This window comes from Epibacterium sp. MM17-32, from assembly GCF_022348205.1.
Lineage (GTDB): Bacteria > Pseudomonadota > Alphaproteobacteria > Rhodobacterales > Rhodobacteraceae > Epibacterium.
The window spans coordinates 215,930-242,801 of sequence record NZ_JAKRFC010000008.1 but is presented as its reverse complement, the minus strand read 5'-3'; the positions used below and the strand labels follow the sequence as shown (position 1 = coordinate 242,801).

31 protein-coding genes and 1 pseudogene are annotated in these 26,872 nt (G+C 61.7%); 7 read left to right on the top strand and 25 right to left on the bottom strand.

Features of this window, described 5'->3' with window-relative positions:
- Window positions 1-282: 282 nt before the first annotated feature.
- The 4 genes from MHM88_RS14805 (at window position 283) to MHM88_RS14790 (ending at window position 7,955) form a co-directional block, all read left to right on the top strand.
- Window positions 283-2,868 (top strand): Ig-like domain-containing protein, encoded by a 2,586-nt coding sequence (locus MHM88_RS14805; protein WP_239366835.1) that lies wholly within the window; start codon window positions 283-285, stop codon window positions 2,866-2,868.
- A 106-nt stretch (window positions 2,869-2,974) separates the two neighbouring features.
- Complete coding sequence (locus MHM88_RS14800; RefSeq protein ID WP_239366816.1) at window positions 2,975-4,270, top strand: TolC family protein; 1,296 nt, start codon at window positions 2,975-2,977, stop codon at window positions 4,268-4,270.
- The gene (locus MHM88_RS14795) at window positions 4,267-6,786 is read left to right on the top strand and encodes a type I secretion system permease/ATPase (RefSeq protein WP_239366813.1); all 2,520 of its coding nucleotides are present in this window, start codon (window positions 4,267-4,269) and stop codon (window positions 6,784-6,786) included. The genes MHM88_RS14800 and MHM88_RS14795 overlap by 4 nt, the downstream gene beginning before the upstream one ends.
- Window positions 6,783-7,955 (top strand): HlyD family type I secretion periplasmic adaptor subunit, encoded by a 1,173-nt coding sequence (locus tag MHM88_RS14790; RefSeq protein ID WP_239323192.1) that lies wholly within the window; start codon window positions 6,783-6,785, stop codon window positions 7,953-7,955. Before MHM88_RS14795 ends, MHM88_RS14790 begins: the two co-directional genes overlap by 4 nt.
- Window positions 7,956-8,147: 192 nt before the next feature.
- Here the strand turns inward: MHM88_RS14790 and MHM88_RS14785 are convergent, their stop codons facing one another.
- From MHM88_RS14785 to MHM88_RS14760, 6 genes are all read right to left on the bottom strand, one after another.
- Window positions 8,148-8,855, bottom strand: a complete 708-nt coding sequence (locus tag MHM88_RS14785; RefSeq protein ID WP_239366810.1) for a serine protease — start codon at window positions 8,853-8,855, stop codon at window positions 8,148-8,150.
- A 456-nt stretch (window positions 8,856-9,311) separates the two neighbouring features.
- Window positions 9,312-10,403 carry an ABC transporter ATP-binding protein gene (locus MHM88_RS14780; protein ID WP_239323194.1) on the bottom strand — a complete coding sequence of 364 codons (1,092 nt, stop codon included), beginning with the start codon at window positions 10,401-10,403 and terminating at the stop codon, window positions 9,312-9,314.
- 22 nt (window positions 10,404-10,425) lie between these two features.
- Window positions 10,426-12,084 (bottom strand): alpha-amylase family glycosyl hydrolase, encoded by a 1,659-nt coding sequence (locus MHM88_RS14775; RefSeq protein ID WP_239366807.1) that lies wholly within the window; start codon window positions 12,082-12,084, stop codon window positions 10,426-10,428.
- Window positions 12,085-12,136: 52 nt separating this feature from the next.
- Window positions 12,137-13,285, bottom strand: a complete 1,149-nt coding sequence (locus MHM88_RS14770; protein ID WP_239366792.1) for a carbohydrate ABC transporter permease — start codon at window positions 13,283-13,285, stop codon at window positions 12,137-12,139.
- A 14-nt stretch (window positions 13,286-13,299) separates the two neighbouring features.
- Complete coding sequence (locus MHM88_RS14765) at window positions 13,300-14,307, bottom strand: carbohydrate ABC transporter permease (RefSeq protein ID WP_239323197.1); 1,008 nt, start codon at window positions 14,305-14,307, stop codon at window positions 13,300-13,302.
- A gap of 112 nt (window positions 14,308-14,419) precedes the next feature.
- Complete coding sequence (locus MHM88_RS14760) at window positions 14,420-15,769, bottom strand: ABC transporter substrate-binding protein (protein ID WP_239323198.1); 1,350 nt, start codon at window positions 15,767-15,769, stop codon at window positions 14,420-14,422.
- Window positions 15,770-16,036: 267 nt separating this feature from the next.
- Here MHM88_RS14760 and MHM88_RS14755 point away from each other — a divergent pair, with 267 nt between their 5' ends.
- Both MHM88_RS14755 and MHM88_RS14750 read left to right on the top strand, forming a co-directional pair.
- A complete protein-coding gene (locus MHM88_RS14755; RefSeq protein WP_239366789.1) occupies window positions 16,037-17,068 on the top strand; it encodes a substrate-binding domain-containing protein in 1,032 nt (343 codons plus the stop codon).
- A 4-nt stretch (window positions 17,069-17,072) separates the two neighbouring features.
- Window positions 17,073-18,413, top strand: a complete 1,341-nt coding sequence (locus MHM88_RS14750; protein ID WP_239366770.1) for a GH1 family beta-glucosidase — start codon at window positions 17,073-17,075, stop codon at window positions 18,411-18,413.
- 404 nt (window positions 18,414-18,817) lie between these two features.
- Here the strand turns inward: MHM88_RS14750 and MHM88_RS14745 are convergent, their stop codons facing one another.
- From MHM88_RS14745 to MHM88_RS14740, 3 genes and pseudogenes are all read right to left on the bottom strand, one after another.
- Entirely contained in the window at window positions 18,818-19,903 is a 1,086-nt protein-coding gene (locus MHM88_RS14745) for a site-specific integrase (protein WP_239366765.1), read from the bottom strand.
- A 32-nt stretch (window positions 19,904-19,935) separates the two neighbouring features.
- Window positions 19,936-20,061: pseudogene (locus MHM88_RS23210) on the bottom strand (helix-turn-helix domain-containing protein); the annotation flags it as partial.
- Window positions 20,062-20,103: 42 nt separating this feature from the next.
- Window positions 20,104-20,319 (bottom strand): KTSC domain-containing protein, encoded by a 216-nt coding sequence (locus MHM88_RS14740; protein WP_239366751.1) that lies wholly within the window; start codon window positions 20,317-20,319, stop codon window positions 20,104-20,106.
- Between the two features lie 388 nt (window positions 20,320-20,707).
- On the opposite strand from MHM88_RS14740, the gene MHM88_RS14735 reads away from it, so the two are divergent.
- Complete coding sequence (locus MHM88_RS14735; RefSeq protein WP_239366748.1) at window positions 20,708-21,088, top strand: MucR family transcriptional regulator; 381 nt, start codon at window positions 20,708-20,710, stop codon at window positions 21,086-21,088.
- On the opposite strand, the gene MHM88_RS14730 is transcribed toward MHM88_RS14735, so the two are convergent.
- The 16 genes from MHM88_RS14730 to MHM88_RS14655 all read right to left on the bottom strand — a co-directional run bounded on the left by MHM88_RS14730 (window position 21,085) and on the right by MHM88_RS14655 (window position 26,865).
- Window positions 21,085-21,351, bottom strand: a complete 267-nt coding sequence (locus MHM88_RS14730) for a hypothetical protein (RefSeq protein ID WP_239366745.1) — start codon at window positions 21,349-21,351, stop codon at window positions 21,085-21,087. The genes MHM88_RS14735 and MHM88_RS14730 overlap by 4 nt on opposite strands.
- Entirely contained in the window at window positions 21,341-21,673 is a 333-nt protein-coding gene (locus tag MHM88_RS14725; protein WP_239366743.1) for a hypothetical protein, read from the bottom strand. Before MHM88_RS14725 ends, MHM88_RS14730 begins: the two co-directional genes overlap by 11 nt.
- A complete protein-coding gene (locus MHM88_RS14720) occupies window positions 21,674-22,078 on the bottom strand; it encodes a hypothetical protein (protein ID WP_239366741.1) in 405 nt (134 codons plus the stop codon).
- A 7-nt stretch (window positions 22,079-22,085) separates the two neighbouring features.
- Window positions 22,086-22,322: a hypothetical protein gene (locus tag MHM88_RS14715; RefSeq protein WP_239366739.1), complete on the bottom strand. Its 237-nt coding sequence runs from the start codon at window positions 22,320-22,322 to the stop codon at window positions 22,086-22,088.
- Window positions 22,282-23,049: a hypothetical protein gene (locus MHM88_RS14710; protein ID WP_239366737.1), complete on the bottom strand. Its 768-nt coding sequence runs from the start codon at window positions 23,047-23,049 to the stop codon at window positions 22,282-22,284. The genes MHM88_RS14715 and MHM88_RS14710 overlap by 41 nt, the downstream gene beginning before the upstream one ends.
- A 30-nt stretch (window positions 23,050-23,079) precedes the next feature.
- The gene (locus MHM88_RS14705) at window positions 23,080-23,247 is read right to left on the bottom strand and encodes a hypothetical protein (RefSeq protein WP_239366735.1); all 168 of its coding nucleotides are present in this window, start codon (window positions 23,245-23,247) and stop codon (window positions 23,080-23,082) included.
- A 51-nt stretch (window positions 23,248-23,298) separates the two neighbouring features.
- On the bottom strand, window positions 23,299-23,550 hold the full coding sequence (locus MHM88_RS14700) for a hypothetical protein (RefSeq protein ID WP_239366733.1): 252 nt from the start codon (window positions 23,548-23,550) through the stop codon (window positions 23,299-23,301).
- Window positions 23,537-24,112: a hypothetical protein gene (locus MHM88_RS14695; RefSeq protein WP_239366731.1), complete on the bottom strand. Its 576-nt coding sequence runs from the start codon at window positions 24,110-24,112 to the stop codon at window positions 23,537-23,539. Before MHM88_RS14695 ends, MHM88_RS14700 begins: the two co-directional genes overlap by 14 nt.
- The gene (locus MHM88_RS14690; protein WP_239366729.1) at window positions 24,109-24,426 is read right to left on the bottom strand and encodes a hypothetical protein; all 318 of its coding nucleotides are present in this window, start codon (window positions 24,424-24,426) and stop codon (window positions 24,109-24,111) included. Before MHM88_RS14690 ends, MHM88_RS14695 begins: the two co-directional genes overlap by 4 nt.
- Window positions 24,423-24,770: a DUF2958 domain-containing protein gene (locus tag MHM88_RS14685; RefSeq protein ID WP_239366726.1), complete on the bottom strand. Its 348-nt coding sequence runs from the start codon at window positions 24,768-24,770 to the stop codon at window positions 24,423-24,425. The genes MHM88_RS14690 and MHM88_RS14685 overlap by 4 nt, the downstream gene beginning before the upstream one ends.
- A gap of 28 nt (window positions 24,771-24,798) precedes the next feature.
- Window positions 24,799-24,990, bottom strand: coding sequence for a hypothetical protein (locus tag MHM88_RS14680; protein WP_239366723.1), 192 nt, complete (start codon window positions 24,988-24,990; stop codon window positions 24,799-24,801).
- Complete coding sequence (locus MHM88_RS14675; protein ID WP_239366721.1) at window positions 24,983-25,255, bottom strand: hypothetical protein; 273 nt, start codon at window positions 25,253-25,255, stop codon at window positions 24,983-24,985. The genes MHM88_RS14680 and MHM88_RS14675 overlap by 8 nt, the downstream gene beginning before the upstream one ends.
- Entirely contained in the window at window positions 25,242-25,535 is a 294-nt protein-coding gene (locus tag MHM88_RS14670; RefSeq protein WP_239366718.1) for a hypothetical protein, read from the bottom strand. The genes MHM88_RS14675 and MHM88_RS14670 overlap by 14 nt, the downstream gene beginning before the upstream one ends.
- Window positions 25,532-25,888 (bottom strand): hypothetical protein, encoded by a 357-nt coding sequence (locus MHM88_RS14665; protein ID WP_239366715.1) that lies wholly within the window; start codon window positions 25,886-25,888, stop codon window positions 25,532-25,534. Before MHM88_RS14665 ends, MHM88_RS14670 begins: the two co-directional genes overlap by 4 nt.
- A complete protein-coding gene (locus tag MHM88_RS14660) occupies window positions 25,885-26,472 on the bottom strand; it encodes a hypothetical protein (RefSeq protein WP_239366712.1) in 588 nt (195 codons plus the stop codon). Before MHM88_RS14660 ends, MHM88_RS14665 begins: the two co-directional genes overlap by 4 nt.
- Window positions 26,473-26,655: 183 nt before the next feature.
- A complete protein-coding gene (locus MHM88_RS14655; protein WP_239366703.1) occupies window positions 26,656-26,865 on the bottom strand; it encodes a hypothetical protein in 210 nt (69 codons plus the stop codon).
- Between the last annotated feature and the right edge of the window lie 7 nt (window positions 26,866-26,872).

Sequence of the window (26,872 nt, the reverse complement as noted above, 5' to 3'; positions counted from 1 at the left end):
GGCCGCGTCCGCCTTTTTGGCGCCGGCAACACTTCCTTAAGAACTGAGGCAAATTGGTCACTCCGCGCCGGAGAAGTCAGAAAAGTGAGGAGTTTGAGGCACGCCCCGGCCCCATTCATGGTCCCCCACGTCAATCTTGGACTGGACACATAATTAGAGATGAATGCATATTAACCTCAATAAAGCCGCAGAGACGGCACACGGCAGACACATATAGGCGAATGAAACCAGCGGCGCGTGCCTCGCATGAGGGCGTGTCCTGTATAAAGTGAGCAGTTTAGCATGAGCACCGTTGCATTTATTGCCCGCGATGCGTTGGGCACCAACCAGCATGGCACCTCGGCAGAAGGATCCCCTTCCATCATCCCGACAACCGGGGCCAAGGATATTTCCCTCAACCTCGACCCGACCGATGTCGAAAGCTACGCCCGCCGGGGGCGTGACCTTCACGTCACGCTGGCCGATGGCACTGTGGTGGAGCTGGACGGGTTCTACGACACCGCCAGCACCGGTCCGAAAAACCTGTTCCTCAGCGACGAGGGCGATTTCATCGAGGTTGTCCTGGAGGACAAATCCGAAGGCATGCTCTTTGCCAGCTACGAGCCGCTGGACCTGTCGGGCAAGTGGAGCGCCTATGACGATATGGTCTTCCTCGATGTGGACCGCATCGAACCGGTGGTCGCACCCCTGGCCGCGCCCCTTCTCGGCGGGCTTGGCGGCGTGGGAGCAGCGGCTGCCGGCGCAGCGGTCATTGCCGGCGTCGGTGGCGGCGGCGGTGGAGGCGGCGGCGATGGCGACGGAGGTGACGGCGGCACCGACACCATCGTGCCGACCGTCAATGATGCCGACGGCACCTATGATGTCCCCGAGGGCGACCCTGACGGCGTGACCATTTCCGGTACCGGCGAGGCGGGCTCCGATGTGGAGGTCACCATCGGCGATGTGGTGGTCACCACCACTGTCGAGGATGACGGCACCTGGTCGGTGAACGTTCCCACCGACGATCTGCCCGATGACGGAGTCTATGAAACCGTGGTTGACGTGGTTGCCCCCGATGGCACCACCTACGAGGACCTGGACGGCCCCACCATCGACATCGACTCCGAGCCGCCCACCGTCATCATCACCGAAGGCACACAGTCGGTCGGCGATATCGTCGACGGCGACGAGCAGGCCAGTGGCACCATCATCACCGGCACCGGCGAGGCGGGCGCGACGGTTTCCCTGGAAATCAACGGCGCCACTCAAACCACCACGGTCGCCGAAGATGGCACCTGGTCGGTGACCTTTACCTCTGATGAAATCGAAACCGGCGAATACGAAACCGGGATCACCATCACCACCACCGACCCGCATGGCAACAGCACCACCACGACGGATGTGCTGGAGGTGGATACCGAAACCGCCGTCACCATCGACAGCGGCCTGTCGGGCGGGGATGACATCGTCACCGCGGCAGAAGCGGCGGCAGGTGTGGCGATTACCGGCACGGCCGAGGCCGGGGCCACCGTCGAAGTCACCATCGAAGGGGTCACCCGTACAACCACCGCGGCCAGCGATGGCACCTGGACCGTCACTTACCCCTCGGGCACCGTCTTCGACACCGAGGGCGAATATGATCGCGAGATCACGGTCACATCGACCGATACGGCGGGCAATACCGCGACGGCGACATCGACCATCGCGGTCGATACCGATGCCGGTTTTGTCCAGCTTGACGATGACCCGATCGAAACCGACGATATTATTAATGCCGCGGAGCGCGCGGACGGTGTGACCATCACCGGCACTGCAACCGCGGGCGAGACCGTCACCGTGACGCTCGGCGATGCCAGTGGCACCACCGTCGCCGACGCCGACGGCAACTGGTCCTATGATTTCGACGCCAGCGAGATCGACGAAGGCACAGACACGCTCGATGTCACCGCCTCGATCAGCGATGACCTCGGCAACACCGAGACCGACAGCGACACGGTGGCGCTCGACACCGAGGTGGTGAACTATGGGTCAGAGACGCTTCAGACCTCGGACGATGTGGTGAACATCGACGAACTCGCCACTGGCTTTACACTGGCAGGCACAGTCGAGGAAGGCTCCACCGTTTCTGTGGAAATCGATGGCACCACTTACCCGGCCAGCGTCGACGACGACGGCAACTGGAGCCTGACGCTCGACGGTGATGATCTGGGCACGGACTCCCGTGATGTGACCGCCACCATTTCCGCCACCGACCCGGCCGGGAATGTGGAGACCATCACCCAGGACTTCAGCATTGATACCGATGTCGACACCCCTGATTTCGACGGCGTCACGATCCGTAGCGGCGAAATATCCGACATTTATCTGAATCCTACAGATGATGATCTTTCGCTGTTCTCACTCGATGGCAGCGGCAACGCGACAGAGGCTGGCTTTACCGAGTTCAACTCCGCCGCCGAGGTTCAGCTGGATCTAGACCAACCTCTCGCTGATGGCACCAATCTGGTCATTCAGGGCACCGATGACGCAGGCAACCGTTCTTCAGTACTGGTGATCGACCAGCAATCCGTCAGTTCCGACCTGTTGAATTCGGTTGGCGAGCACAATATCGATACGCTCGACCTTGTGTTCGAAGACAGCGGCAACGGCGCCAACGTCACGCTGACCGAAGAGATGATCAACAACTTGTCCTCAAACTCGGATACCCTGGTGGTCCGCGGGGATGACAACGTAGGCCCTAGTGAGGGTGGAACCTCTCATACCATCACCCTCACCGGAGGAACCGCCGACGGAACCCGCGACGTGGATGGCGAGACCTTCAATGTCTATACCATCGGCGACGGTGACACCACGCTCCTGGTCGAAGACGACGTGAATGTCATCATCTAAAAACGCCCGGCGCGCGCGCCGCCTGCCCTCCTCGCGGGGGCGGTCGGGGCGCGCCGAGGCGATAACCCGTGGATCAACCATGGGATCTGAGGCACGAGGGACAGCTATGGCTCTGGCACGACGCATTTCTGCCGTTGCACTGATGTGCAGCCTGACGGCCTGTGATCTGCCCGCCCCCGGAACCGCGGCGGGAGATCCGGCAACCGGCGCTGCACGCAGCAATTTCGCCCAGGCGGAAGATGCCCCGCAATCCGAAGTCATCTCGGCGCTGATGCAGCGCCGCTCGCTGCTGGAACCGGGCAGTATTTACGATACCGTCGCGGATGCGGCGCTGTCGGCCTCTGCCCGTGCCTCCGAATCCGACCTCATCAGCGCCAAGCTGCGCGCCGAGGCAAAGTCAAAGAACTGGCTGCCCTCTCTGCGCCCGAGCGTGAGCCTCAACGATCTCGGTGAAATGGTTGCAAGCCTGCTGCTGGAGCAGGTGCTGTTCGACAATGGCCGCCGCAAGGCCGAGCGCGCCTTTGCCGCCGCCGACGTGGAAGTGGCCGCCGTCACCCTGTCCGAAGACATGAACGACCGGGTCGAAACCGCGCTCTCGCTTTATGTGGCAGGGCTGCGCGGGGACGAGAAAGCCGCCTATGCCCATCGCGCCATCCGCACCATGCGCGATTTCGAGCGCGTGGTGGTGGGCCGTGTCAATGGGGGCGTGTCGGACCGCTCCGACCTCAATGTGGTGCAGTCCAAGATCAGCGGCGTGCAATCCAGCATGGCCACGGCCAATGATGCCGCCCGCACCGCCCGCGCCGAGCTGGAAGCGATGACAGGCCAGCAGTTCCCGGCCTCGCCGCGGCGGCTGGATCTCAGCCTGCCGCCGGACGGCAGCGCCTACCTGAGCGTCCTGAAGGCCCAATCCGAAGCCACCCGCACCATCGAACAGGCCAAGATGGAGCGCGCCGGCCTGTTGCCGCAGGTCTCGGCGACCGGGCAGGTCGGCAGCGAGGGTGAGGGCGCCGGCGTGCTGTTGAACCTGGCCGAGCCGCTTGGCCTTGGCACGCCCGCCGCCTTGCAGGCCGTCGAAGCCTCCAAAGAAGCCGCCCGCCGTCGCATCGGCGAGGTGGAGGAAGAGGCACGGCGCGAGTACAGCCGCGAGATCCAGCGCCTGGCCTCCTATCGCCGCCAGGAACGCGAGGCCCTGTCGCTGTCACGCGCCAGCCGCGAAACCTACAACCTGTTCAAGGCCCAGTTCGAGGCCGGTCAGCGCCCGGTCATGGACGTGATCCCGATCTATGAGGAACTGGTGAAGCGGGAACAGGCCTATATCGACGCAAAATATGAAGTTGTGCTGATCCAGCTGGCGCTTGCGGCCTCGCTGGGTCTGTTGGCGGATGGGGACAAGATTTGACGGATCACGACAATCAGACTCCGCCCGCAACGGCGCCCAAACCAGCCAAGCGCGGCTTGAAGCTCTCCTCCGTGACCGGCGGGCGTGCTCTCAAGGGGCGCGCTTCCGGTCCCGCTGGCAAAGGAGGCAAGGCTCCGGTCAAGATTTCCATGGTGGCCCCCTCGCCTGCCGAAACCTCAGCCCAGGTCGGCCCGCGCCCCGAGGCAGAGATGCGCGAAAGCGCCCCGCAGGCCTCGATGACACCTAGCCTTCCCCCGGCCCCCACGGACGACAGTGCAGCGCGCGAAAGCGATGCCGCCGCGCCCCCGGAACCGGGCCGCGAAGACGAGACCATCGCGACGATCTCCCCCACGGCGATCACTGCTCCATCCGCGCAGGACACGGACCCCGCCCCGGAGGACGCTGTCCCTTATCACGACCGGATCAAGGCACGGGCACAGCTCATGTGCCGCCTCGCCTCGCTGCGCGGGGTGACGCTGGCACCGCAGGATCTGGTCGAACAGCTCCAGGCCAGCGGCGCAGCCTCCCTGCGCCCCGAAGCGATGATGAGCGCATTGATCTCCTCCGGCCTGAAGGCCCGCGTGCAGCAGGTCAAACGCCCCACCGCGCGCACCTGGCCCGCGATCGCGATCATGCAGGGCGGCCAGCCGGTGCTGGTGCTGAGCCAGGGCAAGGCCGGTGTGACCATCTACGATACGTCCTGTCCTGACAATCGGGCCGAAGTGCCGATGCAGGACTTCATGCCCTTCTTTACCGGGCAGGTTCTGACCGCGCGCGCGACGCTTGCACAGCTGACCCAGCGCCATACGCCCCAGCTTGACACATCGCATTGGTTCTGGGGGGAATTTCCCAAGTACCGCCGCCAGATGAGTGAGATCATGCTCGGCTCGCTGGTGGCCAATGTGCTGGCCGTCGCGGTGGCGCTGTTCTCACTGCAGGTCTATGACCGGGTGGTGCCGCATCAGTCGCAGGCCACGCTCTGGGTGCTGGCGATCGGGGCGCTGATGGCGATCGGGATGGAAGGGCTGCTGAAGCTCGCCCGGGCCCGCATCACCGACGCCGCCGGACGCCAGATCGACATGGCCGTGCAGCACAAGCTGATGCGCCGGGTCATCGGCCTGCGCATGGATCAGAGCCCGCTGCCCCCCTCCGGCCTGTTTGCCGCGATGCGCGACTTTTCCTCGGTGCGGGAGTTCTTCACCTCCTCCACCCTGTCGACGCTGGCGGATGTGCCCTTTATCGCCGTCTTCCTGCTGCTGGTGGCCTCGATCGGCGGCCCGGTGGTCTACGTGATCATGATTGGCGGCGTGCTGATGCTGCTGCCCGGCTACTTCATCCAGAAGAAAATGCTGGCGATGACCCGCCAGGCGCAGGGCGCCTCGGCCAAGAGCGGCCGGCTGCTGCAAGAGGTTGTCAGCGAGATGGAGACCATCAAGACCCAGCGCGGCGAGGAACGCATCCTGCGGCTCTGGGACGAGCTGAACCTGTTGTCCTCGCAGGCCTCCAACGGGCAGCGCAAAATGGCAAGCGCCCTGACCTACTGGAGCCAGGGCGTGCAGCAGGCCACCTATATCTGCGCCGTGATTCTGGGCACCTACATGGTGTTTGCAGGCGAATTCACCGTCGGCACCATCATCGCCACCGGCATCCTGACCAGCCGCACGCTGGCGCCGCTGACGCAATTCGCCGGCACGCTGGCGCGCTGGAGCAATGTGCGCGCGGCGCTGGATGCGCTGGACGTCATCGCCACCGCCCCGCAGGAGCGCGAGAAAGGTCGCGCCTATCTGCGCCGCGAGACCATCGAAGGCCGCTTTGAGCTGCGCGAGGTGGTGTTCCGCTACGACCCCGAAGGCGCACCAACCGTGGATGTGCCCGCCGTGGCCATCACCCCCGGCCAGCGGGTTGCGGTCCTTGGCGTGAACGGCTCGGGCAAATCAACCCTGCTGAAGCTGCTCTCGGGCCTCTACGCCCCCGAACGTGGTCGCGTCATGATCGACGGCACCGATATGAGCCAGATCGAGCCGCGCGACCTGCGCCGTCACATCGGCTATCTCGGCCAGGAAGTGAAGCTCTTTGCCGGCACGCTGCGCGACAACCTGAACCTCTCCTATCTGACCCATGACGACGAACAGCTGATGACGGCGCTGGAATTTGCCGGCCTCGCCCCGTTTGTGCGCAGCCACCCGCGTGGCCTGGACCTGCAGATCGGCGACGGCGGCGCGGGCCTGTCGATCGGCCAGCGTCAGGCCGTGGGCTGGGCCCGGCTGCACCTGCAGAACCCCTCAGTCGTTTTGCTGGACGAACCCACTGCGGCCCTGGACCAGACCCTGGAGCGCACCCTCGTCAGCCGGTTGGATGACTGGCTCGGCGAGCGCACGGCCATCATTGCGACCCACCGCATGCCGATCCTGTCTCTGACCAATCGCACCCTGATCCTGCAAGCCGGGCGCATGGTCGTCGACGGCCCCCGCGACGAGGTTCTGGCGCATCTGAACGGAGGGGGCAAAGCCTCATGAGCATTGCAGCCGATATGGACATTCTCGAAGGCACCCACGGCGCCAGCCGCATGATCAAGCTGGTGGCGCTGGTGCTGGTGCTGTTCCTGACCTGGGCCGGCTTTGCCTCGGTCGATGAAATCGTGCGCGCCGATGGGCAGGTGGTGTCCTCGTCCCGCTCGCAGATCGTGCAGAACCTCGAAGGCGGCATCCTGGCCGAGCTGCACGTGCGCCAGGGCGATACGGTGCAGGCCGGACAGGTCCTGGCCAAGCTCCAGGACACCAAGTTCCGCGCCGCGTCCGACGACCTGCAAGACCAGATCGACGCGCTTGAGATCAAGCAATACCGACTGGAGGCCGAGATCGAGGGCGCCTATGAATTCACGGTGCCCGGGGCGCTGGCAAGCCGCTCGCCTTCCATCCTCGCTTCGGAGCGCGCGCTGCTCAAGGCCCGTCAGAGCGATTTCGACAGCCGCCGCAACAGCGCCGAGGACATTCTGCGCCAGTTGAAGAACGAGTTGTCGAACCTGCGCTCCCTGCACGAGCAGAAGATCGTGGCGCTGCTGGAGGTGAACGAAGCCAAGAAGAAGGTCAGCGACGCACAGGCAAAGTTCGACGAGATCGGCACCCAGTCGGAACTGGAACTGGCCGAGGAATACTCCGACACCCTGCGCGAACTGACCTCGCTGCGGCAGGAACAGCGGCTCGCCCGCGATCAGTTGGAGCGCACCGTGATTACCTCGCCGATGGCCGGCATCGTCAACAGCCTTGCCGTCACCACGATCGGTGGCGTGATCCGCCCCGGGGACGAGATCCTCGAAATAATCCCATTGGGCGAAGAGCTGTTTGTCGAGGCGCGGGTGAAGCCCGAGGATATCGCAAACGTGCAGCGCGGTCAGGATGTGACCATCAAGCTCACCGCCTATGATTACACCATCTACGGTTCGCTCCGGGGCAAAGTCGACATCGTCTCCGCCGATACCTTCGAGGATGAGCGCGATCCAGACGCGCCGCCCTACTACCGGGTAACGGTGCGGGTGGATCGCTCCAGCCTCACCGCGCGCCAGCAGCAGATCGAGATCCGCCCCGGCATGCGCGCCACCGCAGAGCTTCAGACCGGCTCCAAGACCATTCTGAGCTACCTTCTGAAACCGCTCTACAAATCCCGCGAAGCCTTCCGCGAACCCTAGGACCGGCTCCGACCGAGCGCGCGACACGGGTGCGGAACAGCAAAAAACCGGCCCTGCCAGCGAGGGTCCGGATCACCGCTGACACATTCAGCGGGCCGTCATTCTCATGTTGCGAGGAGAGACAGCCGTTCTGGCCTGTCACACCTGGCATCGTTGTCTAAAGCTGGCCCCACCGCCAGCCTGGCAGCACCGTCAGATCGCGTTTTGCATCATCATCCGCAGCGTGCTGTCGAGAGCGGTTCCGATCGACACCCGGCGATGGCCCATCGCGGCCTTTGACGAAATCACCGAGACGATCTTGGGCGTCTGGCCCGGGGTGACGTCCAGCACTGGGGCGCCGGAGGCTCCGAAATCGACACGGCAAGACATCACCAGCGTCCGGGTACGGCGGGACAGCACATGGCACCCCTGCTGACGGCTGGCCCGCGTTGCATTGTGATAGCTGTAGGACAGCACATCCACACTCGCCCCCCGGTCGGCGCGGGCGGACATCGTAAACGGGCGGATCTCGGTCCGGCTGATCGGCGTCGACAGGCGCAGCACCGCGATGTCATGTCCCAATTGCGCGTCGCCGCCTGCACGGAATTGATAGGACGGGTGTATCACGGCCTTGCTGACCATACGCGCCGCTTTGAACCGGCGCCCGTCGAGCCCCGCCTCAAAGCGGATCCCGCGCGGGTTCACCCGCCGCCCGGTCTGCGCATCATAGACGCAATGCGCCGCGGTCAGAACGAGGTTGGACGCAATCAGCGTTCCCGTGCACATGTATTTTCCGGCTATATTGAGCCGCCCGACAGCTTCCCACCCCGGCAAGCTGCTGGCCCTGCGATCCTTGGCCATGGCAGACTCGGACATGCCGAAAGACAGGCATGCCGCGATGATCGCTAGCATCAGTCTCATGGTTCCACTCCATTTTCCCACGTTCACACCCTCGTTCAGGCGTGCGGCTGGAATATGGCTGGCCCCTGTTGGCCTTGGACCAATTCATGGATTGATTGTGACAGTGTTAACAAACCTTAACCCCCCCAGGTCAGATCAGGGTCAGGATCGCAGAAAACCCATGCACTATGGGCACAAAAGTTAACAATAAAGACAAATTGACCCTAAAGTCATGGAATTTAAAACAAATTGTAGCGAATACAGGGCCAATATCCCCGGATTGTTCCCGTTTCGGTGGATAATACCACCGCAAAATCAGCGATGTGGGGCACCAAATCTGTCACAATTGCCACATTCGAACAGGTTTCAGATCCCTTAACTGAGGCAGCAATCGTTAAAGTTTTAGGAGTCGGTGCAAAAACGCGCGCCCCGAACGGGACGCGCGCAGCTGTGGACACAGAATGGCGGCTTGCAGGATCAGCGATACAGAAGCGACCGCCCGTTGTGGAACAGATGTACCTTGTCCGGTCTGGCAAAGAGACGCACGCGCTGCCCTCGCAGCCCGCCGTGGATGCCCGGAAGCTTGGCAATCAGCGGCTCCCGGCCCGGGGCTGCGGTGAAATACAGCACCGTGACCTCTCCCAGCGCTTCGACGATATTGACGGTGGTGTCGATCACCGCACCGCCCTCGCCCTCTTCGAACAGGTCCTCGGGGCGCACGCCCACATTCACTTGCAACCCCATATCGCTGTCGCGTGTCGGCACGGTGGAGGTGATCTCCTCGCCGTGTTCCAGCCGCAGCCGCGTCTGTTCGCCCGTCGCGATCACCTCGCCCGGGATCAGGTTCATCGCCGGAGAGCCGATGAACTGCGCCACAAACTCGTTTTCGGGGCGCTCATAGAGCTCCAGCGGCGTGCCCACCTGGGCGATGCCCTTGTTGGCCAGCACCACGATGCGGCTGGCCAGGGTCATTGCTTCCACCTGATCGTGGGTCACGTAGATCATGGTGCTGTCGGGCATCGACTCCTTCAGCTGCGCGATCTCGATCCGCGTCGCCACCCGCAAGGCCGCATCGAGGTTCGAGAGCGGCTCGTCAAAGAGATAGACCTTCGGGTCGCGCACGATGGAACGGCCGATCGCCACCCGCTGCCGCTGCCCGCCCGATAGCGCCTTGGGCAAGCGGTCGAGGTAATCCTCCAGCTGCAGGATCTTGGCCGCGCGCTCGATGGCGGCGTCGATCTCCTCTTTGCTTTTGCCGGCAATCTTGAGCGCAAAGGCCATGTTGTCGCGCACCGTCATATGCGGGTAGAGCGCGTAGGACTGGAACACCATGGCGATGCCGCGCTGCGCCGGCGGGATGTCGTTCATCACCGCGCCGTCGATCTCCAGCGTGCCGCCGGTGATCCGCTCCAGCCCCGCGATCATCCGCAACAGCGTGGACTTGCCGCAGCCCGATGGCCCCACAAAGACGATCAACTCGCCCTGCTGGATATCGAGGTTGATGTCGTTCAGGACATTGACCGCGCCGGCATAGGTCTTTTCCACTCCGGTCAGTTTCAGGTTCGCCATGGTGTCCTCCTCCCAGAGTGTTTTATACGCGCCGTGCGAGGCAAGGTTGCCACGGAGCCAGTGTCAGTGTGCCCACCGTCGCCGCCACATCCGCAGCGCCCAGATCCGCACCTAGCTGCTCCCACGCGCCCGCGGGCAGGGTGATTTCCGCCGGTGTGTCACCGAGGTTGAAGGCGCAGAAGATCTCTTCGCCTTCGGCAGTGCGGGTGAACTGCACCACATTGCCCGTGGCCTGCACCCGGTCATGGCTGCCCCGCGACAGGGCGGCATGGGCGCGGCGCAGGGCGATGGCGCGGCGATAGTGGTGCAACAGCGCGTCCGGGTCCGCTTCCTGCATGCTTACTGCGCGGTTTGCATGCTCCAGACTGACGGGCAACCAAGGGCGTGCCTCGGAGAAACCGCCATAGGTGTTGCCCTGATCCCAGACCATCGGCGTGCGGCAGCCGTCGCGGCCCTTGAACTCGGGCCAGAACTCGATGCCATAGGGGTCTTGCAGATCCTCAAAGGCGATGTCGGCCTCGGGCAGGCCCAATTCCTCGCCCTGATAGATGCAGACCGACCCGCGCAGACACATCATCATGGTGGTATAAAGCCGCAGCGCCGCATCCGACAGGTTCCAGCGGCTGACATGGCGGACAACGTCGTGGTTGGAAAACGCCCAGCAAGCCCAGCCATCGGCGGCCACGTCGTCGACGGTGTCGAACACCTCTGCCACCCGCGCTGCGTTCAGCGGGTCCTTGGCAAGGAATTCAAACGCGTAGCACATGTGCACGCCGGTATCGCCGGCGGTGTATTGACCAAGGATCTCCAGCCCGCGCTGCGCATCGCCCACCTCGCCCACGGCGGTCTTTGCCGGGTATTCATCCAGCAGCGCGCGGAACCGCGCCAGGAATTCGAGGTTCTCCGGCTGGTTCTTGGAATAGAGGTGCTCCTGATGGTTATAGGGGTTCACCGACGGCGCGATATTGGCATTGCGCTGGTCCTTGGGCAGGGCCGGATTGGAGCGCAGCTCCTTGTCGTGGATATAGAAGTTGATGGTGTCCAGACGGAAGCCATCGACGCCGCGGTCGAGCCAGAACCGGGTGGCGTCCAGCAAGGCATCCTGCACCGCGTCGCAGTGGAAGTTCAGGTCCGGCTGCGAGACGAGGAAGTTGTGCAGGTAGTATTGTTCGCGCCGCGCATCCCAGTGCCAGGCGGGGCCACCAAAGATCGACAGCCAGTTGTTCGGCGGCGTGCCATCGGGCTGCGGGTCGGCCCAGACGTACCAGTCGGCCTTGGGGTTGTCGCGGCTCTGGCGGCTCTCGGCGAACCAGGGATGCTGGTCGGAGGTATGCGACAGCACCAGATCGATCATCACCCGCAGGCCAAGGTCATGCGCCTTGGCCACCAGCGCGTCAAAATCGGCCAATGTGCCGAACATCGGATCGACATCGCAATAATCGCTGACGTCATAGCCATAGTCCTTCATCGGCGAGGTGAAGAAGGGCGAAATCCAGATCGCATCCACCCCGAGCGAGGCAATGTGCTCCAGCCGCGAGGTGATGCCCGGCAGATCGCCGATGCCGTCGCCGTTGCTGTCCTGATAGCTGCGCGGATAGATCTGGTAGATAACCGCCCCGCGCCACCAGTCAGGATCATTGGCCAGAACGGAGGCGGGGTTGATGGAGGTCTGAGCGTTCATGTCGTGAAGTCCGTCATCGGAGGTTGAAAGTTGAACACGGTGCATGGGTCGGTCACTTGACCGAACCGGCCAGAAGCCCACGCACCAGGTATTTCTGCATGGCAAAGAACACCGCCAGCGGCACCGCGATCGAGACAAAGGCGGAGGTCGCGAGGATCTCCCAATTGCCGCCGCGGGTGCCCAAAAGCTCGACGATCTGCTTGGTCATCACCGTGGTCTCGCCGGTGGCGTCGATCAGGAACACCATGGCCACCAGAAGATCGTTCCAGGTCCACAGGAACTGGAAAATCGCAAAGGAGGCCAACGCCGGGAACGACAGCGGCAGAATGATGCGGGTGAAGATCTGGAAATCGGTGGCGCCATCGACGCGGGCGTTCTCGATGATGTCGCGCGGAATGCCCACCATGTAGTTCCGGAGAAGGTAGATCGCCAGCGGCAGGCCAAACCCGGTATGCGCCATCCAGACGCCAAGGTAGCCCTTGCCGATGCCGATCTCGTTGTGGAACTTCAGCAGCGGGATCAGCGCCAGCTGCAACGGCACCACCAGCAGGCCAACGATGGCGGCGATCAGCAGGGCACGGCCCGGGAACTCCATCCACGCCAGCGCATAAGCGGCAAAGGCGGCCACCAGGATCGGAATGATCGTCGCGGGGATGGTCACCGTCAGCGTGTTGAAAAACGCCCGCGCCATATTGTCGGTCGACCCACCCGAGATCAGAATGGTCTCATAGTTCTGCAGCGTGAATTCCGGCGGCACCACAGCGGTGACAAAGACCCGCGGCCCCCGGCGTCCGCCCATTTCCTCTTCGGCCTGAAGGCGATAGCTGCCGTCGGCCTGCACCGTCAGTTGACCGCCGCGGCGCAGCTCGGCGGTGTCACCCGGCCCATAGGCAGAGATGTCGCGGGCGTTGGTGCCCCAGGCGGAGATTTCCGCCTCGCTGTCATCTGCGAACAGGTTGCCCTCGATCACCCAGACATCACCGTCCTGCACCTGGGTATCGGGTGCGGCGGTGCGCAGGGTGAGGTTCTGCTCGGTCGGGAACAGCGCCTTCCACCAGCCCGAGGTGGCAATCTGGTCGCCGGTCCGGAAGGACGACACCAAAAGCCCCACGGTCGGGAACAGCCACAGCCCCACCAGCACGATGACCGAGATACGAAGCGCCCAGATCAGCCCGGGCTTCTGTCCTGCAATGGCATTCATGGCAAAGCCCTCCCTCAGCGCATTTCGCGGCGTGCGTTGTAGACGTTCCAGACCAGGATCGGCGTCACCAGCAGCATGATGATCATCGCCGAGGCCGAGCCGACGCCCCAGTCATTGGCGCGGAACAGCTTGTCGTACATGTAATTGGCCAGAACCTGCGTTTCCCACTGGCCGTTGGTCAGGGCAAACACGATGTCGAAGATCTTCAGCACCACGATGGTAATGGTGGTCCAGACCACCACGATCGTGCCCATGATCTGCGGCACCTTGATCTTGAAAAAGATCTGGAACGGACCGGCGCCATCGACGATGGCCGCCTCGATGGTTTCCTCGGGGATGCCGCGCAGGGCGGCCGACAGGATCACCATGGCAAAGCCGGTCTGAATCCACACCAGCACCATCATCAGGAAAAAGTTGTTCCAGAACGGGATGGTCAGCCACTGCTGCGGCTCGACACCGCCAAGCCAGATGTAGATCGCATTCAGGATGCCGATCTGTTCGGTGCCCGGCGGGCGGGCGTCATAGACCAGTTTCCAGATCACCGCCGCGCCGACAAAGGAGATCGCCATGGGCATGAAGATCAGCGATTTTGCGATATTGCCCCAGGCCAGCCGGTCGGTGAGCTGCGCGGCCAGCAGGCCAAACGCGGTCGAGGCCGCAGGCACCACCAGAAGCCAGAGGAAATTGTTGCGCAGCGCCTCCCAGAATTTGTCCTCGCCCAGCATCTGGCTGTAGTTGGCAAGGCCGACAAACTCCGACCCGCCGCCGGGTTGGCGTTCGGTCAGCGACAGACGCAGGGTCTCCACCACCGGGTAGGCGAGATACAGCCCCAGCGCCAGCAGGGCCGGAAACAGGAACAGCCACGGTCGCACCATATTGGCGCGTCGGATATTGCGGGCAATCTCCTTGCCCCGCGCCGGAAAGATCAGCGTGTCGAGGATAAGGTTCGAGAGGTAGAAATAGCCGACACAGCCCCCGACGCCAAAGGCGATGGTCAGCAGCCCTTGAATGGCTGGATGCATGACTGGCTCCTGAAGAAGAATTGGGGCCGACAAGGCAGATCGCGTGTTGGCGCGGCCTCACCGGCAAGGGAAGCGGGGCCGCCCCAGAGCGACCCCGCGACAGGACGTGCGGTTACTTCAGCGCGTCCCAGGAGGATTGGATGTCGGTGGCCACTTCCGCCGCAGGCTTGCCACCCGCATAGTCCACCATACCGGTCCAGAAGCTGCCGGCACCGACGCCGCCCGGCATCAGATCCGACGCATCAAAGCGGAAGGTGTCGGCGGACAGAAGGATCTCGCCCATCTTCTTCAACGTGTCGGTGGCGTAAAGCTCGGTATTGACGCCCTTGTGCGGTGTCAGGAAGCCCTGCTGTGCCATCCAGACCTCATGCGCGATCGGGGATTTCAGGAATTCCACCAGCGCCCGTGCGCCATCGCTGTCATTGGTGATCGACCAGATGGTGCCGGCCCCCAGAACCGGGTTGCCCAGCTCCTTGCCCTCATAGGCGGGGAAGTAGAAAAAGTCCGCATCCAGACCCATTTCGGTGCCTTCGGGGAAGAAGGCCGGAATGAAGGATGCCTGACGGTGCATCATGCACTGCGGCGGGCTGGCGAACAGGCCCTTGGGGCTGTCGCGGAAGTCGGTGGAGGCCACCGCCCCTGCCCCGCCGGAGACATAGTCGTCATTGCGGGCGAAATAGCCGAACTCCTCGATCGCCTCGACGACGCGCGGATCGTCGAATGGGATCTCGTTGCTGACCCACTGGTCATAGACCGCCGGGTCCTGCGTCCGCAGCATCATATCCTCGACCCAGTCGGTGGCCGGCCAGCCAGTTGCACCGCCGGAGCCCAGCCCGATGCACCACGGGGTGTTGCCATCCTCGACCATCTGATCGGTGAGGGTCTTCAGCTCTTCCATCGAGGTCGGGATCTCATAGCCGAAATCCTCGAAGTTTTCCGGGTTGAACCAGACAAGGGATTTCACATCGACCTTGTAGAACAGGCCAAACAGGCCGTCATCGCCCTGCGGCCCCGAGAATGTTCCCAGATCCACCCAGGACTGACCCGCGGCGTAATTGTCCTTGACCCAGTTTGCGGTATCGTCGCCCAGCGGTGCGATGAACCCGCGCGCGGCCATGTCGGACACAAGGCCAGGCTGCGGGAAGACCGCCACATTGGGCGCGGATCCGGCTTCGGCATCGACGACGATCTGCTGTTCAAAGCTGTCGGAGCCTGCATAGCGGACGTCGGCTCCCGTTGCCGCTGCGAAATAGGCCAGCACGTTTTCGACCAGTTCCTGGTCCGGACCAAGCCAGGGACCAAAAACCGTCACCTGCTCGCCGCCGAGGTCGATCTTTTCCAGTTCGGCGTAGCTGTCCCAGTTGAAGTCGCCTTCTCCGACCGGAAAAATCAGCTCCTGCGCGCCAGCGGTACCGGCCACCAGTGCCATCACGCCCGCGGCCGTCATCAAACTCCGTTTCATCGTATCTCCTCCCGATGTTTTCTTGCGCCATCATCCCGTGTTGGTTGTTTTTATGAGGCTAGTATTTTGAGCACCCGAACCAAACAACCAAAGCGCTTTGACTGCCATTAAACTTCTAGATTCGGAGACGCCTGTCAATGACTCGATGTTAGCGTCCAAACATATATGCTTGAAATCAGCTCTTCCCCTTTGTCATAATCACAGGCAGACAGGGGTGCCTGAAACCGATTGCAGCCCAACTTTAAAGCGCTTTGGAGAACCGTGAGCATGAACCTCAAACAGCTGTCAGCGCATCTGGGCCTGTCCCAGACAACCGTGAGCCGCGCGCTGAACGGCTATCCCGAGGTCAGCGAAGCCACCCGCAAACGGGTCATGGCCGCCGCACAACAGCACAATTATCGCCCCAACACCCGCGCCAAGGCGCTGGCGACCGGACGCGCCATGGCGATCGGTCATGTGATCCCGATGTCGACCCAGCACGAGATGATGAACCCGATCTTTGGCGACTTCATCGCCGGCGCCGGAGAGCGCTACAGCAAGGCCGGCTATGACATGGTGCTGTCGCTGGTGGCGGATGAGGATCAGTCGCGCGCCTATCACGAGATGGTGGCCAAGCGGAATGTCGACGGCATCGTGCTGCACGCCCCGAAAATGCGGGACGCGCGGATCACCATGTTGCAGGACATCGGCCTGCCCTTTGCCGTGCATGGGCGCGCCACCGACATCACCGCCCCCTACAGCTGGCTCGATGTGAACAACACCAGCGCGTTCCGCCGCGCCACCGATTTCCTGCTCGACCTCGGCCACCGCCGCATCTGCCTGGTCAACGGCCAGGAAAGCATGGATTTCGCCTTTCGCCGGCGCCGGGGCTACGAAGCCGCGTTGCGGGCGCGGGACATCGGGATCGACCCCGACCTGCTGTTTGCCGGTGAAATGACCGAGGTTTATGGCTATGACACCGTGCGGCGGACGCAGCAGCTCGACCAGCCGCCCACCGCCTATCTGGTGTCCTCAATCATTGCCGCCTTTGGCGTGCGCCGCGCCATCGAGGAGGCGGGCATGGTGATGGGCCGCGATATCTCCGTCATCACCCATGACGATGATCTGTCCTATTTGCGCAATGGCGCCGATGTGCCGGTCTTTACCGCCACCCGCTCCTCGGTGCGGGATGCCGGGCGACGCCTGGCCACCCTCCTCATCACCCAGATCGAGACCCCCGGGGCCCCGCCCCTCACCGAATTGCTCGAAGCAGAGCTGACCGTCGGTCGCTCCACCGGACCGGCGCCCAACAGGATGTAGACATATGACAGACTTCAGTTTCACACGTCAGGATTTCCCCGCCGGGTTCCTGTTTGGCAGCGCGACCTCCTCTTACCAGATCGAAGGGCACGGCTTCGGCGGCGCCGGCCCCACCCATTGGGACAGCTTCGCTGCCACCCCCGGCAATGTGGTCCGCAATGAAAACGGCGATACCGCCTGCGATCACTATCACCGCTATGCCGAGGATCTGGACCTTGCCGCCGCGGCCGGGCTGGACTGCTATCGCTTTTCCACCAGCTGGGCACGGGTCCTGCCCGAGGGCACCGGCACCCCCAACCCCGAAGGCCTTGATTTCTATGACCGGCTGACCGACGCGATGCTGGAGCGGGGCCTCAAGCCCTGCGCGACGCTCTACCACTGGGAACTGCCGCAACCGCTGGCCGACCGGGGCGGCTGGCGCAATCGCGACATCGGAAACTGGTTTGCAGACTTCACCGAGGTCATCATGTCCCGCATCGGCGACCGGATGTACTCGGTGGCCCCGATCAACGAACCCTGGTGCGTCGGCTGGCTGTCGCATTTCCTTGGCCACCATGCGCCGGGCCTGCGCGACATTCGCGCCACCGCCCGCGCCATGCATCACGTCCTGCTGGCGCATGGCCGCGCCATCGAGCTGATGCGCGGGCTCGGCATGGGCAATCTCGGCGCGGTGTTCAACTTCGAATGGGCCGAGCCAGTCGACCAGAGCCCCGCGGCACTGGCGGCGGCGGAGACCTATGACGCGATCTACAACCGCTTCTTCCTCGGCGGCGTCTTCAAGGGGGCCTACCCCGAGGCGGCGCTGAAAGGGCTGGAACCACATCTGCCCGCAGGCTGGCAGGATGATTTCGCGACCATCTCGCAGCCGGTGGACTGGTGTGGCCTCAATTACTACACCCGCAAGGTCATCGGTCCCGAGGCCGGCGCCTGGCCCCATTACGCGGAGCTGGACGGCCCCTTGCCCAAGACCCAGATGGGTTGGGAAATCTACCCCGACGGCCTCTATCAGTTCCTGACCCGCACAGCCGCAGAATATACCGGCGACCTGCCCCTGATCGTGACGGAGAACGGCATGGCCAACGCGGATTTGGTGTCCGACGGAACGGTCTCGGACCCGGAGCGCATCGCCTATGTCGACGCCCACCTGGAGCGCGTCCAGCGCGCCATCGCCGCCGGCGTTCCGGTGCAGGGGTATTTCCTGTGGTCCCTGCTCGACAACTACGAATGGGCGCTCGGGTATGAAAAACGATTTGGCATGGTGCATGTGGATTTCGACACCCTGAAACGCACCCCCAAGGCGTCGTACCATGCGCTTCGGAAAGCCCTGACAGACGGCGCACGATAGGCACCACGCCCCGAAGATGCCTGACCCACGCGGAGTTGCTTGGTGGGTCAGGCGAGTCAAACCAGTGCCGCCGGACAACGGCTGACCAAATCCGATTTACGCGCCCTGCCCACATCACGCCCGTTTGGCACAGCTGTCGAACGCAAGGCTCATATCCGGTCTCCGAGGCTGCAAATGCGCAAAAAGGTCTTGCCTCCGCAACAACTGTCGCGTATCCGCCCCTGCATCCGAAGTCGGCGAAATAAGCACTTGCAGGCGCGAGCGCTTCTGAGTAAATGACCGCACCGGATGGAGTTGAGGATTCAATCGAGGGTTCGGCGCGCCCCGCGCGGCAGAGGCCCTTCTATTTGTAATTTCTTGCACCACCCAGTTGCTTTCACTTTTCCGCCTTTATTTCCAGTGCCTTAATCCTCACTGTGTCCAGGCAAATCCTCCTTTGTGTCCAAACTGTGTCCACCGAAAACGCTCTGTGCAACACGCTGCGCTGATGCTGTGTCCAAGTGGGCGTAGCGCTGAACCATATCCAAGGTGCTGTGTCCAAGGACTTCCTTGAGCTCATACAGCCCTCCACCCCGTTGCACCCACCAGGAGGCGAAGGTGTGGCGAAGGTCATGGAAACGCACATCATTCAGGTTCGCGCGCACCCGAGCCTTGTCGAAGAAACCCCGGAAGGATGTGAAAGGAACGGGTTGTCCCAAATCCGCCTTCCGGGTGTTCCTGTGCCAGAAAACAAGGTCGTCTGGGCTCTCCAGACACAGCCGGGACACTGTGTCTAGGGCCGGCCCCGTCAGGGGCACAACCCGTGGCTTGCTATTCTTCGTCTGAGTGTCCCGCAAATTCACCCTGCGGTTGTCCAGATCGATCATGTGCTTGCGCAACGCAAGCAGCTCCCCATGACGCATGCCGGTGTGACAGGCCACAGTGATGACATCGCGATGTATCGGATCCCAGCAGGCACTCAGCAGCCGCCGATACTCGTCTGGGGTCAGCCAGCGGGTGCGGACTTTCTCCTTCATGGACTTCTTTGAGAACAGCAGGACTGGATTGTGCTCGGGCCCATTGGGCAGATTATCGACCGCGTGAGACATTACGGTCGATAGGAACGCGAGCTCCCGCCGTATGGTCGTGTCGCTCACCTCTTGGCGGCGGACCGCGACGTAGCTCTTCAGCGCCTCGCGATTGATCTCAGACAGGTACTTCCTGCCGAAGAACTTGTCGACCATACGGAGGTTCTGCTTATAACCGAGAATGGTTGCTGGCTTAAGCGTCCGCTCCTTCACAGCGAAGAAGTCCACCACAACCTGGCGAAAGGTGAGCTCAGTAAGCCGACCCACCTCCTGGTTCAGGAACGCCTCCGCCTGGTCTACGTCGTCAGTCCCAGCAGACTTTCGTACCTTACGTCCGTCGGCGCCCTTGTATTGGACCCATAAGATTGAACTTTCTGGACGGGTGTAGATGCGCCCATTGGACGTAGTTCTGACGGTTGGCATACGGTCCTCTTCTGTCGGACAATGTATTCTTCGATGTCTTGGGGGTCGAACCGCAAACTGCGGCCAAATCGGTGATAGGGGAAGACCCCCTGAAGCGCCCACCGGTGGACGGTACGTGGCGACACGCGCAGACGTGCTCCCACCTCTTTTGATGTCATCATCCCTCATATCCTCCATCGGATAAATGTCGGGACGCCATATCAGGCGACCCGGTCGAATGGATAATCGTTCGGCTTCGACTTGATCAACTCGTTGAATGTGCGACCAACTGACGCAGCCCCCATCACTTTCTCAAAAGTAGAGCTTGACACGCCCTGATAGTGGTATTCAGTCCCGTTGTTGAATTTCACCCCCAAGACGTCGCCTTCATGTGCCAAGGCGGCGATGTTGGAGCTGTCAACTTTTTGATACTGCACAATCTTTCCCTTCTCTCAGTAGGTTGGCCAGAACCCCAAACACTGGGGTTGGAGATGATGTCCCCCGAAATAGTAACCATCGGGGGCTTGTTGGTTCAGGCGCTCAACGAGCGTCTGGTACTCCTCAAACGCTTCAACGGAGCACCACCAGAGGTCGTCGTCAGGAGGATAACTACGCGAAAACCCGCGCACCAACTCGCCCAATTGGCGAACGGCCTCCGGTAAATCTCCGGTGAACTCGACAAGAATTTCGTCAGTGGATACAGATCGTTGTGTCATCATTTCGCGAAACATAACTTCTAACGATCAAGTCGTCGATCACTTTTGACTTGATTTCGCGAAATCTAAACTTTAGGTTCAGCTTCAGCCAACTAGAGGATTGACAAACATGAACACCGATCTGCTGCTCAAAGCCGGCGACATTGTCGCAGCTTACGTGAGTCGAAATGACCTCCCTGCAGACAAACTTCCAGAGCTCGTCGAACAGGTTGCCGCCCGGCTGCTCAAGCTGGACAGCGGACAGGCTCCGGCGCCGGGGCCGACCCCTGCGGTTCCGGTCGAGGAGAGCTACGGTGATGATTTCATCATCTGTTTGGAGGACGGAAAGCGGGTGACGCTCCTGGCCCGGCATCTGAAGACACACTTCGATATGACGCCGGAGGAGTATCGCGAGAGGTGGGGCCTGCCGGAGGACTACCCCTTTGTCACCAAAGCATACTCCGAGCAACGGAGTAAGATCGCGAAGGAGAACAAGCTCGGAAAGAGCTAGATCCGGTGGTCGAAAACCGGGCTGCCTGGGTCGCCTTCCCACGCAAGGCAGACCTGGAGGCTCTCCCGGATTTCTTGCTCCCCCACCCCACCAGTCTCCTCCAAACGCTCTTGGATGGCCATTTCGGTGAGTTCTTCAGGGGAGGCATTTACCGGTACCTCCATGGTGTAAACCAGGGGGGTCGGGTAACTCTCGGTGTCCGCCACGCAGACCAGGGTCAAGGTGTGGGTTTGAACCCGCATCATGTCCTGCTCAGTGAGCATGTTGTGCCTCCTTCAACTTGGTGTGGAAAACATCCAGGTTGTGGGTGAGTACCCTCTTCTTGTGCTCATCGAGCACCGTTGCGTCGATGATACTGTGCAGCGCGGAGATGGGGTTGCTCTCCACAATCGCCGGGGCCAGGAGCTTGTTCAGCTTCGTGACCAGGGTTTCGTTCTGCATCATCTCGATCCCCTTGGACACATCAACCACCACTGGCTGGCTCGTCGCCTGCTCGATCTGGTTCAATGCCGTGGGGATGTCCATCGCACCGTGCCTCAGCAAGACGCGTTCTACGGCGCGACGGGTCTCAGACTTCCAACTCATTCAGCTTCTCATCAGGTTCAGGAGGAGGTCTTTCGCCACCTCTGGTTTCTTGTCGTCAATCGCATCGAGCGCAGCGCCTATCTGGGGGCCTACACGGATCAGATGCAGTGTCTCCGCCTGGTTCAGTTCCAGCTCGCCCTCGGCCATGGAGCGCGGCGCGTCGGGAACATTGGCCGGCTCGGGAATGGGAGCCGGCTCGGGTTTTCGTTCTTCGTCTTCGCTGAGGCCGAACGCTTTTGCGACTTCAACCACCCCGGCGCGGAGCTGAGAAATGAGCTCGCGGACTTGGTCATCGGAAAATTCATAATGATGCGACGTGAGATGGGTCAGCTGCTTCATACCGAAGAGAGCCTTCTCAAGTCTCTGGGAAGAAAGACGCTTAAATTTCTCCTGCTTGGTTTCCATTACTTCCTCATTGAGTGAGATCATCCACGGGGAGACCTTCCATCCCGGTTTGCGCTTCTTCGATCCCCATGATGAAGGCATTGAGCTCCGGGATACTGTCGAACTCGTAGAACTTCACGAGGCCGAGGCGTTTAAGCGCCTCGACCGATGTTTCTCCCTCCTCGTAGGCGTCGACAGCATCGCTGCCGAAAATCACAGCAACCTCATGCTGCGACGGGCTCCACTTCCAAATTCTCTGTGACATAGACCATCTCCTTTTCCGGGTCCGTTTTCAGTGAGCCCTTCGGCCGCAGACCGACCACACAGGGGGTCGGGTCCAAGAACCGAAGGTCGTGATCGTCACCGTCGATCACAGGGTAACCGAACAGGGTGCCGCCGATTTTGTCGGTGATAGCGGCTACGTTCATCCCTGCTCGAAGCACTTCCCTTGCCTGCTCGTGATTGTTTTCGTGGAGGGAGAATGTCAGGTGATAATTGTCCGGACGGTCACGAAACATGCGTTTGAAGTGTTTCGTGTAGTCGTAGAACTGAGTGTCCGGAAAGTCAGTGATGATTTCGCGAAATTGACGTTCCCACTGGATGTCCGAGAAGACATTCAGGCGGATAGCAGCGTCCTGGTTGCGAGAAATTTCGTGGCGCAGCTGGGCGATGAACTCGTCCCGCGCGCGGAAATACCAGATGGTGCGGAAGATGCGGCCCATCCACACAGGGTGGGATCCATCCTTACGCTGAAAATTGGGCGCCCCACGGCCAGAGGAAAAGATGCAGTGCTTGGTGCATTCCGGCGAACGCGAGGCACAGGTTTCCCATCCGGAGATGTTGGCGGGGGCTAGCGAAAGGCCCAAGCCCTGCCACTTCTTCTTGCTGGCCTTCATCAGCTTGACGTTGTCTTTACCCAGAAGAGACCGGGGGCGCCAGCCCGCAGCGAAGCGTGCCTCGGCTTCGCGCCGAGCGTTTTCATAGATGTCCATAAGATCCTCGCGGATGAGTGGTGATGAGGGTTAGTGCCGTGGCACGGCTTCCAGCTCCTCCCTCAGGTCTTGTCGCCAGTCCTCGCGGTTTGGCAGACGGAGCAGGATTGCCAGAAGGAAGCCCTCCGTGGCCTCAGGGGCCACATCGCGGAAGGCTTCAATCGTTTCTTCAAGTTGGGTGATGTTGTCGCAAGTCATGCTGAAGTAAAACCACAGTGGTTACTTGCAGACAACTTCGACTTCGCGAAATCAATCGTCGTCGGGGTCGTAGACGACGGCCTCCATCGGGATTTCCCGGATCGGGACCAGGGGTCTCAAGGTCACGGTCGTGTCACAGTTGAGGCACCGCTGGGGGTAGCCGTCCAGGTCGACGGCGATCTCTGGGGGCACCCCGCGCTCCGCATTGTAGACGGACAGGGTGCAGCTGCCCGCCTTGGTCTGGAACTCGACCACCTCGCCGCAGTTCGGGCAGTGGGTGTGGACCTCGTCAAACATTCCCATTGCGACGCTCCTCGCGGGTCAAAAACTCCCAAGCATCGTTGGCACCCTCGCTCTTCTCGAGCAGCTCCGGGGTGCCGCGCTCCCAGCGCGCGGTGGTTGGTGCGCCGGCCCAAGCCTCCATGAACTCCTCGAAGACGTCGAAATACCAGACAGTGCCGCTTTCTTCGATGATGGCCATGTCCTGTTCGACGTCACGGAAGGGCACCCAGGTCCAGGTCTGGACAAACGCGCCGGGGTCGCCGCCCCAGGCCACCCGGGCGTTGTCGTCGACCTCGAGATCATCGTTTGCCGGGACGGCTTCGATCATGATTTTCTGGAGATCGGACGGCGCCGGTGGCTGTACCTCGTGCTGTTCGACAAAGATCTCATCAAACCAGCTGGGGTCGCTTTCCTTGATGTCGCTCACGACAGAAAGCCAATCGCGGTTAAAATCGATGTCGGGGTAGCGTTCCCGGTAGTGATCCAACCATTGGGAGGCCGCATCCTCCACTTTGGCTTTCGAGGAGTGGACCGCCACACGGACCCCCTCGTCGTCGTTGTAGGTGATGGTCCAGATCTTCATTCCTGGATTTCCTTGTGTTCAACCGTGAGCACATCCGAGCAGTTGCCTGCACGGTTGAGGACTTCATCAAAAATCTGGTGCCAGCGTTCCGGTTGGATCGGCCAGTCGCCATCTTCGGTCCAGAAGCGACTCCATACCTCCATCGCGAAACCCAGCGCGCAGGTCGTCGCCCCCAGCTCGCTGCTGAAGACCTCAGTCTGCGCTTCTTCCCCCTCGGGCCAGTAGTGGACGACCCAGACCCCCGCCTCGCGGACATCCTTCCGCCCCTCCTCGAAGGCCACTTCGGCCTCTTCAGTCCAAACAAGCTCAGTCATACCACGAGCCTCCCCTTAGCCCGGGCCTCATCGGCGTATTCGCTCAGCGTCTTGTCGGGGCTGAACCACCTGTCGCGCTCCAGCTTCAGGCCGGCCGGGCCAGAGACGCTCTCCAGCTCGGACAGGCTCACGCCCCCCAGCTCGGGGGTACCGTGACCCAGGTCGCAGAGACCGAACAGAATATCGGGGTTCTCAGGGTCCATCTCGGAGAAGAGCCAGGTTGCAGCTCCCCAAGGGCAGAAGATTTTCAGGACCGGTTGGCAGTCCGAGGTATCGATGCCGTCGGCAGCTGCCGCGCCGTTTTTGAGGAGCTGGCGCTTGAGCTCCTTGGTGATCAGTTTCATCGTATCCTCCAGCGGATAGGGTTTGAGGTTACTCGAGCAGCTCGCCCAGCTCACAGTGCCAGAAGACGCCGGCGTCGTTTCCCTCCGCGTCCTTGACCGGGACGAGCTCGGTACCGTCATCCAAGATCAGGACTTCAGCATGGCGCCAGTCCATTACGTCCCTCTCGTCTTGGGTCAGGTTACGGGTGCCGACGATGGTGCGGCCAATCAGTTCATTCATCTTCAAATGTCTCCTCAATGAAGGTTTCGAGGCGTTCGATCTGATCACGGCCCAGCCACGCGAGTGCCTCGTTCTCGCGTAGCGTCAAACCGTTAAGCTGGATGGCCTTGAAGCGGGCGCTTACCGTCCGCTCGGTGCCGCGGTCCTCACCCCACGAGTAGGGCTCGGCCGGGTATTCTTCGACCTCGACATCAAAGACCGCCGGCACCCCTTCGAGGTAGCCGAGTTCAGTGTCGAGATCGATTTGGGTTTCATGTCGTATCATCTTGCATGTCACTCCACTCTTCGACCTCAATGTCGAAATCGAGGAGGAACCCGGGACAAGGTTGATCCCGGCTCCTGGGTTCAAACGGGGCGCACGTACCGGCAAAGGCCAGTCCTTCGAAGCTGGCGGGACCGTTGCGGTTGATCTGCAGCACCTCAGCCACCTCATCGGCCATCGTGTCCGCCAGCTGTTCTAGCTGTCGTTGGAACAGTGCCGCTTGGGGGTGACCTGTGTAGAAGAGCACCTCCAACATCTCGTCGGTTTTCAGTTGGATGCTCATTCGCCGGGCCCCTCACAGAACAGCTCCCAGCTGAGCGTCAGGCCCGAAGCGCTGCGCAACCGGAGGCGGCGGACATGGAAATCGAGGTCGCCGTCGGTCAGCTCCGGCTCGATCTCGACCGCGGTCACGTCACGGGGTTCGATCCCGCGGAGCAGAGCCCCGCCGCGGGTGTTGGCGAAATCCCCGAACTCGCCGCGGACCTCGACCGGCTGCGGTTTCGGATTGAAGCAGGGCTTGATCGGGATCAGCTGCTCCTCTCCCCGGGTATCCAGGATTGAGATGCAGTCGTTGTTGACGGCCACTGCGGTGACGTCGTGAAAGATACCCAGGGGCACCTCGAGAGAACTGATCATGTCAAATGCTCCTTGTTCAGTTTGACAAGCACCTCGCGGAGGAGCTCTGGAGGCACGTCTTCCATTAGGGGATGATCGACGACTTCCTCCCAAGAGGAAGGTTCGTTCTCGGTCAGTAGGATCTCGACCAGCTCCTCGACCTCCCCGAGCTCCCAGCCCTCATCACCGTCGAAGGTGATGTCCTCCAAGGTGTGCCCGTCCTGATCAACATCCTCCGGCGTAATGTCCTCGACCGTGTAGTGCAGCGGGTTGACACACAGAGGCACATTGCAATCGCAACGCATGCGAAACTCGTAGTCGGGCTTATTGATGAGTTGGAACAGCAGCCGACGGACCGATATGGTCTTCTTCTGCCAGCGGATGATGCCGTAAGGTTGATCCTGAACTTGTGCGATCGTCAGGCCATCTCGGGCTTCGCGGCTCACTCGCGGCCCCTTACGGGGAGCGGCCCCGAGCTTAGCGCCGGTCCAGGTCATACATTCGGTCGGCAGCTCTGTGATGGGGGCTTCGCCAAGCACCACCTGCTCCAAGATGGGGGTGTTGGTCTTCTCGGCTAGACGTTTAGCCAGGGTCTCGAGCTTCATTCGTGTTCCTCAATTGAGATCGGAGGTTCTTGACCACCCGAAAATCGCTGGGTGTTGCTGACGTGAAGACGGTGGGACGAAGCCCTTCGCGACACTTGAGGGCCAGGTGGCTTCGCCGTTTGAGTTTGCAGACGTCTCGGTCGAACTCATCAGCCAGTTTGTGGATCGTCCGGAGGTATTTCTTCATGTCGCCTCCGATAGTCCCCCTGGGGGGTCGATTTCATCGACACCCGTGACATAGGCGTCGTCTGGGAGGTTTTCGTCGAGTTCCCACCCAGTGTCGGGCACGTTCTCTATGGCTTTGACTGTCGCGGCGTCGTGGTCTGCAGCCTCGATCTCAATGCAGACACTTTCGGTCACGTCGCGGGTCAGAATGACTTGAAATTTGGGCATGTGATCC

Coding starts and splice junctions, on each gene's coding strand:
- MHM88_RS14805 (WP_239366835.1), top strand. CDS start 283: ATGAGCACCGTTGCATTTATTGCCCGCGATGCGTTGGGCACCAACCAG.
- MHM88_RS14800 (WP_239366816.1), top strand. CDS start 2,975: ATGGCTCTGGCACGACGCATTTCTGCCGTTGCACTGATGTGCAGCCTG.
- MHM88_RS14790 (WP_239323192.1), top strand. CDS start 6,783: ATGAGCATTGCAGCCGATATGGACATTCTCGAAGGCACCCACGGCGCC.
- MHM88_RS14785 (WP_239366810.1), bottom strand. CDS start 8,855: ATGAGACTGATGCTAGCGATCATCGCGGCATGCCTGTCTTTCGGCATG.
- MHM88_RS14780 (WP_239323194.1), bottom strand. CDS start 10,403: ATGGCGAACCTGAAACTGACCGGAGTGGAAAAGACCTATGCCGGCGCG.
- MHM88_RS14775 (WP_239366807.1), bottom strand. CDS start 12,084: ATGAACGCTCAGACCTCCATCAACCCCGCCTCCGTTCTGGCCAATGAT.
- MHM88_RS14770 (WP_239366792.1), bottom strand. CDS start 13,285: ATGAATGCCATTGCAGGACAGAAGCCCGGGCTGATCTGGGCGCTTCGT.
- MHM88_RS14765 (WP_239323197.1), bottom strand. CDS start 14,307: ATGCATCCAGCCATTCAAGGGCTGCTGACCATCGCCTTTGGCGTCGGG.
- MHM88_RS14760 (WP_239323198.1), bottom strand. CDS start 15,769: ATGAAACGGAGTTTGATGACGGCCGCGGGCGTGATGGCACTGGTGGCC.
- MHM88_RS14755 (WP_239366789.1), top strand. CDS start 16,037: ATGAACCTCAAACAGCTGTCAGCGCATCTGGGCCTGTCCCAGACAACC.
- MHM88_RS14750 (WP_239366770.1), top strand. CDS start 17,073: ATGACAGACTTCAGTTTCACACGTCAGGATTTCCCCGCCGGGTTCCTG.
- MHM88_RS14745 (WP_239366765.1), bottom strand. CDS start 19,903: ATGCCAACCGTCAGAACTACGTCCAATGGGCGCATCTACACCCGTCCA.
- MHM88_RS14735 (WP_239366748.1), top strand. CDS start 20,708: ATGAACACCGATCTGCTGCTCAAAGCCGGCGACATTGTCGCAGCTTAC.
- MHM88_RS14730 (WP_239366745.1), bottom strand. CDS start 21,351: ATGCTCACTGAGCAGGACATGATGCGGGTTCAAACCCACACCTTGACC.
- MHM88_RS14725 (WP_239366743.1), bottom strand. CDS start 21,673: ATGAGTTGGAAGTCTGAGACCCGTCGCGCCGTAGAACGCGTCTTGCTG.
- MHM88_RS14720 (WP_239366741.1), bottom strand. CDS start 22,078: ATGGAAACCAAGCAGGAGAAATTTAAGCGTCTTTCTTCCCAGAGACTT.
- MHM88_RS14715 (WP_239366739.1), bottom strand. CDS start 22,322: ATGTCACAGAGAATTTGGAAGTGGAGCCCGTCGCAGCATGAGGTTGCT.
- MHM88_RS14710 (WP_239366737.1), bottom strand. CDS start 23,049: ATGGACATCTATGAAAACGCTCGGCGCGAAGCCGAGGCACGCTTCGCT.
- MHM88_RS14705 (WP_239366735.1), bottom strand. CDS start 23,247: ATGACTTGCGACAACATCACCCAACTTGAAGAAACGATTGAAGCCTTC.
- MHM88_RS14700 (WP_239366733.1), bottom strand. CDS start 23,550: ATGGGAATGTTTGACGAGGTCCACACCCACTGCCCGAACTGCGGCGAG.
- MHM88_RS14695 (WP_239366731.1), bottom strand. CDS start 24,112: ATGAAGATCTGGACCATCACCTACAACGACGACGAGGGGGTCCGTGTG.
- MHM88_RS14690 (WP_239366729.1), bottom strand. CDS start 24,426: ATGACTGAGCTTGTTTGGACTGAAGAGGCCGAAGTGGCCTTCGAGGAG.
- MHM88_RS14685 (WP_239366726.1), bottom strand. CDS start 24,770: ATGAAACTGATCACCAAGGAGCTCAAGCGCCAGCTCCTCAAAAACGGC.
- MHM88_RS14680 (WP_239366723.1), bottom strand. CDS start 24,990: ATGAATGAACTGATTGGCCGCACCATCGTCGGCACCCGTAACCTGACC.
- MHM88_RS14675 (WP_239366721.1), bottom strand. CDS start 25,255: ATGATACGACATGAAACCCAAATCGATCTCGACACTGAACTCGGCTAC.
- MHM88_RS14670 (WP_239366718.1), bottom strand. CDS start 25,535: ATGAGCATCCAACTGAAAACCGACGAGATGTTGGAGGTGCTCTTCTAC.
- MHM88_RS14665 (WP_239366715.1), bottom strand. CDS start 25,888: ATGATCAGTTCTCTCGAGGTGCCCCTGGGTATCTTTCACGACGTCACC.
- MHM88_RS14660 (WP_239366712.1), bottom strand. CDS start 26,472: ATGAAGCTCGAGACCCTGGCTAAACGTCTAGCCGAGAAGACCAACACC.
- MHM88_RS14655 (WP_239366703.1), bottom strand. CDS start 26,865: ATGCCCAAATTTCAAGTCATTCTGACCCGCGACGTGACCGAAAGTGTC.